This window comes from Streptomyces formicae (assembly GCF_002556545.1).
GTDB classification, from domain to species: domain Bacteria; phylum Actinomycetota; class Actinomycetes; order Streptomycetales; family Streptomycetaceae; genus Streptomyces; species Streptomyces formicae_A.
The window spans coordinates 6669622-6682570 of the sequence record NZ_CP022685.1; the positions used below are offsets into that span (position 1 = coordinate 6669622).

General features: G+C 71.3%; 10 protein-coding genes. 9 read left to right on the forward strand and 1 reads right to left on the reverse strand.

Annotation, left to right across the window (positions count from 1 at the left end; genetic code table 11):
* The first annotated feature begins 152 nt into the window (after nt 1-152).
* The 5 genes from KY5_RS29305 to ftsH all read left to right on the forward strand — a co-directional run bounded on the left by KY5_RS29305 (nt 153) and on the right by ftsH (nt 8651).
* Nucleotides 153-1511, forward strand: a complete 1359-nt coding sequence (locus KY5_RS29305) for an ammonium transporter (protein WP_098245037.1) — start codon at nt 153-155, stop codon at nt 1509-1511.
* Nucleotides 1508-1846 (forward strand): P-II family nitrogen regulator, encoded by a 339-nt coding sequence (locus KY5_RS29310; protein ID WP_084904268.1) that lies wholly within the window; start codon nt 1508-1510, stop codon nt 1844-1846. Before KY5_RS29305 ends, KY5_RS29310 begins: the two co-directional genes overlap by 4 nt.
* A gap of 93 nt (nt 1847-1939) precedes the next feature.
* Nucleotides 1940-4423, forward strand: coding sequence for a [protein-PII] uridylyltransferase (locus KY5_RS29315; protein ID WP_098245038.1), 2484 nt, complete (start codon nt 1940-1942; stop codon nt 4421-4423).
* A 637-nt stretch (nt 4424-5060) separates the two neighbouring features.
* A complete protein-coding gene (gene ffh / locus KY5_RS29320) occupies nt 5061-6614 on the forward strand; it encodes a signal recognition particle protein (protein ID WP_098245039.1) in 1554 nt (517 codons plus the stop codon).
* A gap of 102 nt (nt 6615-6716) precedes the next feature.
* Entirely contained in the window at nt 6717-8651 is a 1935-nt protein-coding gene (ftsH, locus tag KY5_RS29325) for an ATP-dependent zinc metalloprotease FtsH (RefSeq protein ID WP_098245040.1), read from the forward strand.
* Between the two features lie 28 nt (nt 8652-8679).
* Here the strand turns inward: ftsH and KY5_RS29330 are convergent, their stop codons facing one another.
* A complete protein-coding gene (locus tag KY5_RS29330) occupies nt 8680-9552 on the reverse strand; it encodes an SAM-dependent methyltransferase (RefSeq protein WP_098245041.1) in 873 nt (290 codons plus the stop codon).
* A gap of 217 nt (nt 9553-9769) precedes the next feature.
* On the opposite strand from KY5_RS29330, the gene proS reads away from it, so the two are divergent.
* From proS to KY5_RS29350, 4 genes are all read left to right on the forward strand, one after another.
* The gene (proS, locus tag KY5_RS29335; protein WP_098245042.1) at nt 9770-11185 is read left to right on the forward strand and encodes a proline--tRNA ligase; all 1416 of its coding nucleotides are present in this window, start codon (nt 9770-9772) and stop codon (nt 11183-11185) included.
* Nucleotides 11186-11446: 261 nt separating this feature from the next.
* On the forward strand, nt 11447-12043 hold the full coding sequence (locus tag KY5_RS29340) for a hypothetical protein (RefSeq protein ID WP_098245043.1): 597 nt from the start codon (nt 11447-11449) through the stop codon (nt 12041-12043).
* A gap of 190 nt (nt 12044-12233) precedes the next feature.
* Nucleotides 12234-12683 (forward strand): 30S ribosomal protein S16, encoded by a 450-nt coding sequence (gene rpsP / locus KY5_RS29345; RefSeq protein WP_098245044.1) that lies wholly within the window; start codon nt 12234-12236, stop codon nt 12681-12683.
* Nucleotides 12684-12685: 2 nt separating this feature from the next.
* Nucleotides 12686-12925, forward strand: a complete 240-nt coding sequence (locus tag KY5_RS29350) for an RNA-binding protein (protein WP_014176063.1) — start codon at nt 12686-12688, stop codon at nt 12923-12925.
* The last annotated feature ends 24 nt before the right edge of the window (nt 12926-12949 follow it).

A 12949-nucleotide genomic window follows, 5' to 3' on the forward strand; every position in this document is an offset into this window, starting at 1 on the left:
GAGGAAATCCCACCCCCGCCGACCCGGCAGTTCATGGCCGCGTAACACCCACGACCTCTTCGTCACCCCGGCGAAACACCGAGGCGCACGCGCCGAAACCGCGCTGGGCCAGTCTCTGGCGCACCACCGGCCCAGACGACGAGGAGACGCCGATGCCCCCAGGCATCACGATCGCCGCAGACGCTCCCGAGCTGTCTGCCGCCAACACCGGGTTCATGCTCATCTGTTCCGCCCTGGTGATGCTGATGACGCCGGCCCTCGCCTTCTTCTACGGAGGCATGGTCCGCGTCAAGAGCACCCTCAACATGCTGATGATGAGCTTCATCAGCCTGGGGATCGTCAGCGTCCTGTGGGTCCTCTACGGCTTCTCCGTCGCCTTCGGCACCGACCACGGCAGCCTCTTCGGGTGGCAGGGCGACTACGTCGGGCTCAGCGGCATCGGCCTGAACGAGCTCTGGGACGGCTACACCATCCCGGTCTATGTCTTCGCCGTCTTCCAGCTGATGTTCGCCGTCCTCACGCCCGCCCTGATCAGCGGCGCCCTCGCGGACCGCGTGAAGTTCACGGCCTGGGCGCTGTTCATCACCCTGTGGGCCACGATCGTGTACTTCCCCGTCGCCCACTGGGTGTGGGGCACCGGCGGCTGGGCGTTCGAGCTCGGCGTCATCGACTTCGCGGGCGGCACGGCCGTACACATCAACGCGGGCGCCGCCGCCCTCGGCGTGATCCTCGTCATCGGCAAGCGCGTCGGCTTCAAGAAGGACCCGATGCGGCCGCACTCCCTGCCGCTCGTGATGCTCGGCGCGGGCCTGCTCTGGTTCGGCTGGTTCGGCTTCAACGCCGGATCGTGGCTCGGCAACGACGACGGCGTCGGCGCGCTCATGTTCCTCAACACGCAGGTCGCCACCGCCGGCGCCATGCTCGCCTGGCTCGCCTACGAGAAGATCCGCCACGGCGCGTTCACCACGCTCGGCGCCGCCTCCGGCGCCGTCGCGGGACTCGTCGCCATCACCCCCTCCGGCGGCTCCTGCTCGCCGCTCGGCGCGATCGCCATCGGCGCCGTCGCGGGTCTGCTGTGCGCGATGGCCGTCGGCCTCAAGTTCCGGTTCGGATACGACGACTCCCTCGACGTCGTCGGCGTCCACATGGTCGGCGGTGTGGTCGGCTCGATCCTCGTCGGCTTCTTCGCCACCGGTGGCGGGCAGTCCAAGGCCCAGGGCCTCTTCTACGGTGGCGGCCTCAGCCAGTTGTGGAAGCAGCTCGCGGGCGTCGGCGCCGTCCTCGCGTACTCCCTGATCGTCTCCGCGATCCTCGCCCTGCTCATCGACAAGACCATCGGGATGCGGGTCGACGAGGAAGAGGAGGTCGCGGGCATCGACCAGGTCCAGCACGCCGAGACGGCGTACGACTTCAGCGGCGCGGGCGGCGGCACCGCTCCCCGCACGGCGGCGCTGCCCGCGCCCGGCGCGGACGGCGTACCGACGAAGAAGAACAAGAAGGTGGACGCATGAAGCTCATCACCGCGGTCGTCAAGCCGCACCGGCTCGACGAGATCAAGGAAGCCCTCCAGGCCTTCGGCGTCCAGGGCCTCACCGTCACCGAGGCCAGCGGCTACGGGCGCCAGCGCGGGCACACCGAGGTCTACCGGGGCGCGGAGTACACCGTCGACCTGGTGCCGAAGATCCGCATCGAGGTCCTCGTCGAGGACGACGACGCCGAACAACTCATCGATGTCGTGGTCAAGGCCGCCCGTACCGGCAAGATCGGGGACGGCAAGGTGTGGAGCGTGCCCGTGGACACGGCGGTGCGGGTGCGGACGGGGGAGCGGGGGCCCGACGCGCTGTGAGGCGGTAGGGCGTCGGGGCGGTGGGTCGGGTGGGGTCGGGTGGGGTCGAACGGGACTGAGCTGGGCTGAGCTGGACTGAACAGGAGCTGCTGGGTGACGCGTGTGGACGTACGAACCGAATCGGAAGCGGAAGACTCCGGACCCAGCGGCTACGCGGCGGCCCGGCTGCGGCTCCTCCACGAGGGGACGCGGTCAGGGCCGCCGCGCCGTGCCGCCCTCTCCGACCTCACGGACGAGTGGCTGACGGGGCTCTTCACCGCCGCCGAGGTGTCCAGGGGCGTCTCCCTGGTCGCCGTCGGCGGCTACGGGCGCGGCGAGCTCTCCCCGCGCAGCGATCTCGACCTGCTGCTCCTGCACGACGGCAGCGCGGACGGCGCCCGGCTCGCCGCTCTCGCGGACCGCCTCTGGTACCCGATCTGGGATCTCGGACTCGCCCTCGACCACTCCGTCCGTACGCCGAACGAGGCGCGCGGGACCGCGGGCGACGACCTCAAGGTGCACCTCGGGCTCCTGGACGCGCGGCACGTTGCGGGGGACCCCGGGCTCACCGCGGGGCTGCGCACCACGGTCCTCGCCGACTGGCGCAACCAGGCCCCGAAGCGGCTGCCCGAGCTGCGGGAACTGTGCGAGGAACGGGCCGAGCGGCAGGGCGAGTTGGGCCACCTCCTCGAACCCGACCTGAAGGAGGCGCGGGGCGGACTGCGGGACGCCACCGCGCTGCGTGCCGTCGCCGCCTCCTGGCTCGCCGACGCGCCCCGCGAAGGGCTCGACGAGGCACGGCGGCGGCTGCTCGACGTGCGCGACGCGCTGCACCTCGCCACGGGCCGGGCCACCGACCGGCTCGCCCTCCAGGAGCAGGACCAGGTCGCCGCCGAACTCGGGCTGCTCGACGCGGACGCGTTGCTGCGCCAGGTGTACGAGGCCGCGCGCGTCGTGTCGTACGCCAGTGATGTCACCTGGCGCGAGGTCGGGCGGGTGCTCAGGGCGCGGGGCGCGAGGCCGCGGCTGCGGGCCATGCTCGGTGGTCGCGGGGCGGCGCTCGGTGGTCGCTCGGCGGTCGCCGCCGAGCGGTCGCCGTTGGCCGAGGGCGTCGTGGAGCACGACGGGGAGGCCGTTCTCGCGCGGACCGCCAAGCCCGAACGGGACCCGGTGCTTCCGCTGCGGGCCGCCGCGGCAGCGGCGCAGGCCGGGCTCCCCCTGTCCCTGCACGCGGTGCGGCGGCTCGCGGCCTCGGCCGGGCCCCTGCCCACGCCCTGGCCCGCCGAGGCGCGGGAGCAGCTCGTGACGCTGCTCGGCGCGGGGCGGCCCACCGTGCAGGTGTGGGAGGCGCTGGAGGCCGAGGGGCTCATCACGCGGCTGCTGCCCGACTGGGAGCGGGTGCGGTGCCGCCCCCAGCGCAACGCCGTCCACACGTGGACGGTCGACCGTCATCTGGTGGAGACGGCGGTGCGCGCCGCGGAGCTCACCCGGCGGGTGGGGCGGCCCGATCTGTTGTTGGTCGCGGCGCTGCTGCACGACATCGGGAAGGGGTGGCCGGGGGATCACTCCGTGGCCGGGGAGATCATCGCCCGCGATGTCGCCGCGCGGATCGGGTTCGACCCGGGCGATGTGGCCGTCCTGGCGTGCCTCGTGCGGCACCACCTGCTTCTCGTCGAGACCGCCACGCGGCGGGACCTCGACGATCCCGCGACGGTGCGGGGTGTCGCGGACGTGGTCGGGTCCGTGGGGACGCTGGAGCTGCTGCACGCCCTGACCGAGGCGGACGCGCTCGCGACCGGGCCCGCGGCGTGGTCCGCGTGGCGCGGGGCGCTGGTCGCCGACCTGGTGAAGCGGGTGGGGGCGGTGCTCTGCGGGGACGAGCCGGCGGAGCCGGTGGACGTGGCGCCGACGGCCGAGCAGGAGCGGCTCGCGGTGGAGGCGGTACGGACGGGTGGGCCGGTGCTTGCGCTGCGGGCCAGGACGGAGGGGGACCCCGGGGCTGCGGCCGCGGAGCCGTTGGGCGTCGAGTTGCTGATCGCCGTGCCGGAGCAGGACGGGGTGCTTTCGGCGGTGGCCGGGGTGCTGGCGCTGCATCGGCTCGCGGTGCGGACCGCCGAGCTCCGGTGGGTGGCGTCGCCGGTCGGGGCCGAGGGAGGCGGGGGTGTGCTGTTGCTGAACTGGCGGGTCGCCGCCGAGTACGGGTCGTTGCCCCAGGCGGCTCGGTTGCGGGCGGATCTGGTGCGGGCGCTCGACGGATCGCTGGACATCGCGGCACGCCTCGCGGAACGGGACGCGGCGTATCCGCGGCGGCGGGGGACGGTGGCGCCGGCGGCTCGGGTCTCGGTGGCATCGGCGGGCTCGTCACGGCTCGCGACGGTGATCGAGGTGCGAGCGCAGGACGCGCCGGGGCTGCTGCATCGGATCGGGCGGGCGTTGGAGGCGGCGGGGGTGGTGGTGCGGAGTGCGCATGTGTCGACGTTGGGGGCCAATGCGGTGGATGCGTTTTATGTGACGGGGGTTGATGGGGTGCCGTTGGAGGGGGAGCGGGCTGTGGGGGTGGCTCGGGGGGTGGAGGGGGTGTTGTCGTCGCGGGAGTGAGGTTGCTGGCGGGGGCGCCTTGGGCGGGGGGTGCGCCTTGGGTTCGGTTGTGGGGCGGGGCCGCGGGGGTATGTGCGTACTCGCCGTCCCAGAGCATTGCTAATGGGTTTGCTTCCGTGCCTCGTTCACTGATGTGCTCCGTGCGCACATACCCCCACGTCCCCTCGGCCGCGCTCGCGGCTGCGGCCCGGCGGGGGCGGGCCCCTTCAGGGGCGCGGGGAACTGCGCGAACCCCCGTGTGCCGCCGCGCCGGGCGTGGGGATGATGCCGCCACCTCCCCCACGCACCTCGCGCGGTGGTGGTGGGGGAGAGGCCGCCGCCTCCCCCACCCGCCCTCGCGCGGTGGTGGCGGGGGAGAAGCCGCCACCTCCCCCACCCACCCCGCGCGGTGGCCCCTTCAGGGGCGCGGGGAACTGCGCAAAACCCCCGTGTGCCGTCGCGCCAGACGTGGGGAAGAGGCCCCCACCTCCCCCACCCACCCGGCAGGGCCCCGCGCGAAACCCCGGGGCGCCGCGCCCTGTGCCCACGGTGCCGAGAAAGGGAAGTCCCGCCCAGAGCCCCAGGCACTGGCACGTGGCGGATACTCTGGAAAGCGACCTGTCAGCCCGCCCCCCAGATCCGAGGATTCGCGACCGCCGTGTTCGATACTCTCTCCGACCGCCTCGCAGCGACATTCAAGAACCTCCGGGGCAAGGGCCGCCTGTCCGAGGCGGACATCGACGCCACGGCGCGCGAGATCCGCATCGCCCTGCTCGAGGCGGACGTCGCCCTTCCCGTGGTCCGCGCCTTCATCAAGCAGATCAAGGAGCGCGCGGCCGGCGCCGAGGTCTCCCAGGCGCTCAACCCCGCCCAGCAGGTCATCAAGATCGTCAATGAGGAGCTCATTGGCATTCTGGGCGGCGAGACCCGGCGCCTGCGGTTCGCGAAGACCGCGCCGACGGTCATCATGCTCGCGGGTCTGCAGGGTGCGGGTAAGACGACCCTCGCGGGCAAGCTCGGCCTCTGGCTGAAGAGCCAGGGCCACTCCCCGCTCCTCGTCGCGTGCGACCTCCAGCGGCCGAACGCCGTGAACCAGCTGAGCGTGGTCGCCGAGCGCGCGGGCGTCGGCGTCTACGCCCCGCAGCCGGGCAACGGCGTCGGCGACCCGGTGCAGGTGGCCAAGGACTCCATCGACTTCGCCAGGACCAAGCAGTACGACGTCGTCGTCGTCGACACCGCGGGTCGCCTCGGCATCGACCAGGAGCTCATGCAGCAGGCCGCGGACATCCGCGACGCGGTCAGCCCCGACGAGGTCCTGTTCGTCGTCGACGCGATGATCGGTCAGGACGCGGTCAACACCGCCGAGGCATTCCGGGACGGCGTCGGCTTCGACGGCGTGGTCCTGTCGAAGCTCGACGGTGACGCCCGAGGCGGTGCCGCGCTCTCGATCGCGCAGGTCACCGGGCGCCAGATCATGTTCGCGTCGAACGGCGAGAAGCTCGACGAGTTCGACGCGTTCCACCCGGACCGCATGGCGTCCCGCATCCTCGGCATGGGCGACATGCTCACGCTGATCGAGAAGGCCGAGCAGACCTTCTCGCAGCAAGAGGCCGAGAAGATGGCCTCGAAGCTCGCCTCCAAGAAGGGGCAGGACTTCACGCTTGACGACTTCCTGGCCCAGATGGAGCAGGTCAGGAAGATGGGCAGCATCAGCAAGCTGCTCGGAATGATGCCCGGCATGGGGCAGATCAAGGACCAGATCAACAACCTCGACGAGCGCGACGTCGACCGCACGGCCGCCATCATCAAGTCGATGACGCCCGGCGAGCGCCAGGAGCCGACGCTCATCAACGGCTCGCGGCGTGCGCGCATCGCCAAGGGCTCGGGCGTCGAGGTCAGCGCCGTCAAGAACCTGGTGGAGCGGTTCTTCGAGGCGCGGAAGATGATGTCCCGCATGGCCCAGGGCGGCGGCATGCCGGGTATGCCCGGGATGCCGGGCATGGGCGGTGGCCCCGGCAAGCAGAAGAAGAAGCAGAAGCAGGCCAAGGGCAAGCAGCGCTCCGGCAACCCGATGAAGCGCAAGCAGCAGGAGCAGGAGGAGGCCACGCGCCGCGAGCAGGGCGGTCAGCCCGGCGGCGCCTTCGGTCTCCCGGGCGGCCAGGCCGGGCAGGACTTCGAGCTGCCGGACGAGTTCAAGAAGTTCATGGGCTGAGCCTTCGACGAGTTCGAGCCGGGGCGTCCCTCTGCGGAGGGGCGCCCCGAGCGCGTTCCGGGAGCGGGTGCCCTGCTGTGTTTTGTGACGTAACGTCCGAATATGAGCAACCCTGTGCCGCCGCGCCAGGCGCCCGATCAGCCGTGGCGCTCCGAGGGCGCGCCCCCGCCCGAGCCCACGCCACCGCCGAAGAAGAAGATGCCGGGTGGCTGGGGGAGTCTGATCCTGACGGCTCTGATCGTCTATCTCATCGCCAACCTCGTGCTGTCCTTCTTCAACGACGGCGACGAGCCGACCATCTCGTACACGGAGTTCAGCAAGCAGGTCGACTCCGGCAACGTCACGAAGATCTACGCCAAGGGCGACGCGATCCAGGGGCAGCTCAAGAAGGAGCAGCCCAAGCCGGACGGTGACAAGGGCGACTACACCAAGTTCACGACGCAGCGCCCCGCCTTCGCCGACGACAAGCTCTGGGACGACCTGACCAAGCACAAGGTCACCGTCACCGCCGAGCCCGTGGTGCAGGAGCGCAGCTTCCTCTCCAACCTGCTCATCTCGCTCGCCCCGATGCTGCTGCTCGTGGTGCTCTGGATCTTCATCGCCCGGCGGATGAGCGGGGGCATGGGCGGCGGTGGCGGCATGCTCGGGCGCAAGACGCCGCCCAAGCCGGTCGAGCTGGAGCCCGGCGCGAAGCGGACGACGTTCGCGGACGTCGCGGGCATCGACGAGGTCGAGGGCGAGCTCAACGACGTCGTCGACTTCCTCAAGAACCCCGACGCCTATCGCACGATGGGCGCCAAGATGCCGCGCGGCGTGCTCCTCGCGGGCCCGCCGGGCACCGGCAAGACGCTGCTCGCGCGCGCCGTCGCGGGCGAGGCGGGCGTGCCCTTCTTCTCGGCCTCCGCCTCGGAGTTCATCGAGATGATCGTGGGCGTCGGCGCCTCGCGGGTGCGCGAACTCTTCGCCGAGGCCCGCAAGGTCGCCCCTTCGATCATCTTCATCGACGAGATCGACACCATCGGGCGCGCGCGGGGCGGCGGCAGCGGGATGGGCGGGCACGACGAGCGCGAACAGACCCTGAACCAGATCCTCACCGAGATGGACGGCTTCTCCGGCTCGGAGGGCGTCATCGTGCTGGCCGCCACCAACCGTGCCGACATCCTCGACCCCGCCCTCACCAGGCCGGGACGGTTCGACCGCGTCGTCAACGTCTCGCCGCCCGACCGCGGCGGCCGCGAGGCCATCCTCAAGATCCACACGCGCGCCATTCCGCTGGCCGACGACGTCGACCTCGCCCAGGTCGCCCGTACGACCCCGGGCATGACCGGCGCCGAGCTCGCCAACCTCGCCAACGAGGCCGCCCTGCTCGCGGTCAAGCGCAAGCAGCGGCAGGTCACGCAGTCCGACCTCTCCGAGGCCATGGAGAAGGTCCAGCTGGGCGCCGAGCGGCCGCTGGTCATGCCGGAGGAGGAGCGCAGGCGCACGGCGTACCACGAGAGCGGTCACGCGCTGCTCGGGATGCTCCAGCCCGGCGCCGACCCGGTCCGCAAGATCACGATCGTGCCGCGCGGCCGGGCCCTGGGCGTCACCCTCTCGACCCCGGACTCCGACAAGTACGCCTACACGGAGGATTACCTTCGGGGCCGAATCATCGGTGCCCTAGGAGGCATGGCCGCCGAACACGTCGTCTACGGAGTCATCACCACCGGCGCCGAGAACGACCTGGAGCAGGTCACCAACATCGCGCGCGGCATGGTCGGCCGCTGGGGCATGAGCGAACGGGTGGGCCGCCTCTCGGCCCTCCCGAACGACGCGCAGCAGGCCTACGGGCTCGCGGCCGCCCCGGAGACCCTCGACGCCATCGACGGCGAGATGCGACGGATCGTCGACGAGTGCTACGACAGCGCCTGCCGTCAGCTCAGGGAACACCGAGGGCAACTGGACGACCTGGCTGCGGCGCTGCTGGAGAACGAGACGCTGGAGGAGGCGCAGGCGTACCGGGTCGCGGGCGTCACGCGGATGACCAAGGACAGCTGAGGACGGCTGAGGGCCGCCGAGGTCGTGGCTACTTCGTGCGCGCGATCAGGTACCGGAAGACGTTAGGCATCCACACCGTCCCGTCCCTACGCCGGTGCGGATGCAGTGCCTCCGCGAGTTCCTTGTCGACCTGCGCCTGGTCCGTGGCGCCCACGGCCGCGTCGAAGAGGCCCGTCGAGAGCAGCCCGCGGGCCGCGCTCTCCACGTCCGCGTACCCGAAGGGGCACGCGACGCGTCCCGAGCCGTCCGGTTTGAGGCCCGCCCGGTGGGCCACCTCCTCCAGGTCGTCCCGGAGCGCGGGGCGCCAACTGCCCGTGCTCCGGAGCGGGTCGGCGAGCTTGGTCGCCACCCGCAGGACCGAGGAGGTCGCACAGCGCTCCGGAGGCCCCCATCCGACGAGCACCACCGGGGTGCCGCGGGCGGCGAGCGGAGCGGCGGCCCCCAAGAGGGTCGAGAGCCCTTCGGAGTCGCCCGCCACGCAGCCGATCGGATGGAAAGCGGTCACCAGGTTGTACGGGAGGGCGTCCGGGCTGCCCGCGGCGGCCGCGACGTCAGAGGGGCCGCCCTCGACGAGCCGCGTGTCGGTACGCGCGCGTACGCCCCCCGCGGCGTCCGGCAGCAGGCGTTCGCGCGCGAGGGAGAGCCGCTCGGGCGCCGAGGGGTCGACGCCGGTGACCGCGGCGCCCCGCGACGCCGCCATCAGCAGGGCGAGGCCGGATCCACAGCCGAGGCCGAGGAGCCGGGTGCCGGTGCCCACTTCGAGTCGTTCGTAGACCGCTTCGTAGAGCGGGACCAGCATCCGTTCCTGAATCTCCGCCCAGTCACGCGCGCGTGCCCACAGGTCCACACGAGGGGTCGCGCTCGCATGGAGGTGGTGCGAATGCACGAGCGTTGGTGTCATCGAAAGCGCCCCAATCCGCCGAGAGTTACTGCCGTGCCGGAATTCAACGGTTCGTCCGCCCCCGTGTAGTGCGCTCGCACTCCCCCCGTATGCCAGAGAACTCCGCATCCGTCGTGGAGTCCAGGGGTTGTGGGCCAATGCTTGCGTGCCACCGTTGTGCGCCCCCTGGGCGATATTCGTTCACGCCCTTCGAGGGCTCGCCCCTACGATGCGCGCCATGGCCAAAACACCCGTTCTCACGCCGCGTGCGGACGATTTCCCGCGCTGGTACCAGGATCTGATCAACAAGGCCGAGCTGGCCGACAACGGCCCGGTGCGCGGCACCATGGTGATCCGACCGTACGGGTACAGCCTGTGGGAGCGGATGCAGCAGGACATGGACGCGCGCATCAAGGCGACCGGCACCCAGAACGCGTACTTCCCGCTCCTCATCCCGCAGTCGTACCTGACCAGGGAGGCCGAGCACGTCGAGGGCTTCGCGCCGGAGCTCGCCGTCGTCACGCACGGCGGCGGCAAGGAGCTGGAGGAGCCGGTCGTCGTCCGCCCCACCTCGGAGACGATCGTCAACGAGTACTTCTCCAAGTGGGTGCAGAGCTACCGCGACCTGCCCCTGCTGATCAACCAGTGGGCCAACGTGGTCCGCTGGGAGCTGCGCCCGCGCCTGTTCCTGCGCACCTCGGAGTTCCTCTGGCAGGAGGGCCACACCGCCCACGCGACGTACGAGGACGCCAGGGACTTCGCCGCCCGCATCCACCGCGACGTCTACGGAGACTTCATGCGCGAGGTCCTCGCCATGGACTTCGTGCTCGGCCGCAAGACCGCCAAGGAGCGTTTCGCGGGCGCCGTCAACACGCTCACGCTCGAAGGCATGATGGGCGACGGCAAGGCCCTCCAGCTCGGCACCAGCCACGAGCTCGGCCAGAACTTCGCCCGCGCCTTCCACACCCAGTACCTGTCCAAGGAGGGCAAGCAGGAACTGGTCTGGCAGACCTCCTGGGGCAGTACGACGCGGATGGTCGGCGCCCTGGTGATGATGCACGGCGACGACAACGGCCTGCGCGTGCCGCCCAGGCTCGCGCCCGTCCAGGTCGTCGTCCTCGCCATCAAGGGCGACGACGCCGTACTCGCCAAGGTCCGCGAGATCGGCGACACCCTGCGGGCCGCCGGTCTCCGCGTCCAGGTCGACGACCGCACGGACACCCCCTTCGGGCGTCGCGCCGTCGACTGGGAGCTCAAGGGAGTGCCGGTCCGCGTCGAGGTCGGCCCGCGCGACCTGGAGAACGGCACCGCGATGGTGGCCCGCCGCATTCCCGGAGGCAAGGCACCGGTCGCCATCGACGCTCTCGCCGCGCTGCTGCCCGCCGCCCTCGAGGAGGACCAGGCGCTGCTGCTCACCCAGGCCCGCGAGCGCCGCGAGTCCCGCACCGCGGACGTCGGCACCCTGGAGGAGGCGGTGGAGGCCACCGCGGCGGGCAACTGGGCGCGCATCCCCTGGGCCGTGCTCGGCGAGGAGGGCGAGGCCGCGCTCGCCGAGCACTCCGTGACCGTACGGTGTCTGGTCGCCGATGACGGGGCGGTGCCGGACGCCGACGAGACCCCGGGTAACGTCGCCCTCGTGGCCCGCTCCTACTGAGGAGGGCGCCTCCGGTACCAGCGCACTCCGGCGGGGCTCGTACGCCCGCCCCGACCACACGAGTCCCGGCGCGAGGGGTTGCCCTACGCGCCGGGGCGTACGCGCCACTACGTACCGGCTTGGTGCGAGCTGTGAGGCTTCTCCGCAGATCAGCGCACCCGCCCTCGTCCGGACGCATCAACGGCAACTGACGGGTACGTGCAAATTATTTGAGATGCCCCGGAATGGAACCCCCGGGGCTTCCGGCTCGTTGTTCACGACGTGAGCACGACACCACCTGTTCTCGCCGCAGAGCTGGCACAGGCGTGGGCCGACATTCAGCGGCACCACCCCGAGCTGCCCGACCTTGCCGCGCCCGAATCCCTGATCGGAGAGTCGTCGTCCGCCTGCGGCGCCGAGCTCTCCTTCGAGCGACTGCTTCACGAGGCAGTCCATGGCATCGCCGCCTCGCGCGGCGTACGCGACACCTCACGTGCGGGCCGCTATCACAACCGCAGATTCCTGGCGATCGCCGAGGAGTTGGGCCTCGACCACTCCGAGGAGCCGCACCCGAGCAGCGGCTTCTCGCTGGTCACGCTCAACCCCGAGGCGAAGAAGCGCTACCGGCCGACGATCGAGCGGCTCCAGCGTGCCCTGAAGGCGCACACGGCGGCGACGACCGCGGACACCGGACGCAGTTTCCGGGGCCCGGCCGCGCGGCACGGCTCCTCCGGGGGCGGCGTGCGCGTGAAGGCGGTCTGCGACTGCGGGCGCAATGTCCGCGTCGTGCCGTCCGTGCTCGCCCAGGCGCCGATCATGTGCGGCGGCTGCGGCAAGCCGTTCCGCATCCCGGAGGCGATCGGCGCGGGCGTGGGCTGAGCTGGACCGGGGCGGCCGAACCGGGTTCGGCCGCCCCGGCGGCGTATGGCACAATGGCTAGCTGTACTCGACAGCCGCATAGGACCCCTCTCTCCTCCGGCTGACGCGTCCATCGGGCACTCGAGTACCGCAACCCCACGCGGCATCGTCGTTGTGCCCACCCACGTCAAGACCAGGAGACACCACTCCCGTGGCAGTCAAGATCAAGCTGAAGCGTCTGGGCAAGATCCGTTCGCCTCACTACCGCATCGTCGTCGCCGACTCCCGTACCCGCCGTGACGGCCGGGCCATCGAGGAGATCGGTCTGTACCACCCGGTGCAGAACCCCTCGCGCATCGAGGTCAACTCGGAGCGTGCCCAGTACTGGCTGTCCGTCGGCGCCCAGCCGACCGAGCCGGTCATGGCCATCCTGAAGCTCACCGGTGACTGGCAGAAGCACAAGGGCCTGCCGGCCCCGGCGCCGCTGCTCGTCGCGGAGCCCAAGGACAAGCGCGCCGCGTTCGAGGCCTTCACCAAGGGTCTCGAGGGCGACGACGCCAAGGGCGAGGCCATCACCCAGAAGGCCAAGAAGGCTGACAAGAAGACGGACGAGGCCGAGGCTTCTCCGTCGGCGTCCGCCGCTGAGTCGACCGAGGCCTGAGCATGCTCGAGGAGGCTCTCGAGCACCTCGTGAAGGGCATCGTCGACAACCCCGACGACGTGCAGGTGGCCTCGCGCAACCTGCGTCGCGGACGCGTGCTCGAGGTCCGGGTCCACCCCGACGACCTCGGCAAGGTGATCGGCCGTAACGGCCGCACCGCGCGCGCTCTGCGTACCGTCGTGGGCGCCATCGGCGGCCGCGGTGTCCGCGTCGACCTCGTCGACGTGGACCAGGTTCGCTGAACCGGGTTCGCTGAACCGACAGGG

Bases quoted from the DNA above. Each gene is read 5' to 3' on its own strand.
- proS (WP_098245042.1), top strand. From the start codon at position 9,770: ATGGCCAAAACACCCGTTCTCACGCCGCGTGCGGACGATTTCCCGCGC.
- KY5_RS29350 (WP_014176063.1), top strand. From the start codon at position 12,686: ATGCTCGAGGAGGCTCTCGAGCACCTCGTGAAGGGCATCGTCGACAAC.
- KY5_RS29310 (WP_084904268.1), top strand. From the start codon at position 1,508: ATGAAGCTCATCACCGCGGTCGTCAAGCCGCACCGGCTCGACGAGATC.
- KY5_RS29330 (WP_098245041.1), bottom strand. From the start codon at position 9,552: ATGACACCAACGCTCGTGCATTCGCACCACCTCCATGCGAGCGCGACC.
- ftsH (WP_098245040.1), top strand. From the start codon at position 6,717: ATGAGCAACCCTGTGCCGCCGCGCCAGGCGCCCGATCAGCCGTGGCGC.
- KY5_RS29305 (WP_098245037.1), top strand. From the start codon at position 153: ATGCCCCCAGGCATCACGATCGCCGCAGACGCTCCCGAGCTGTCTGCC.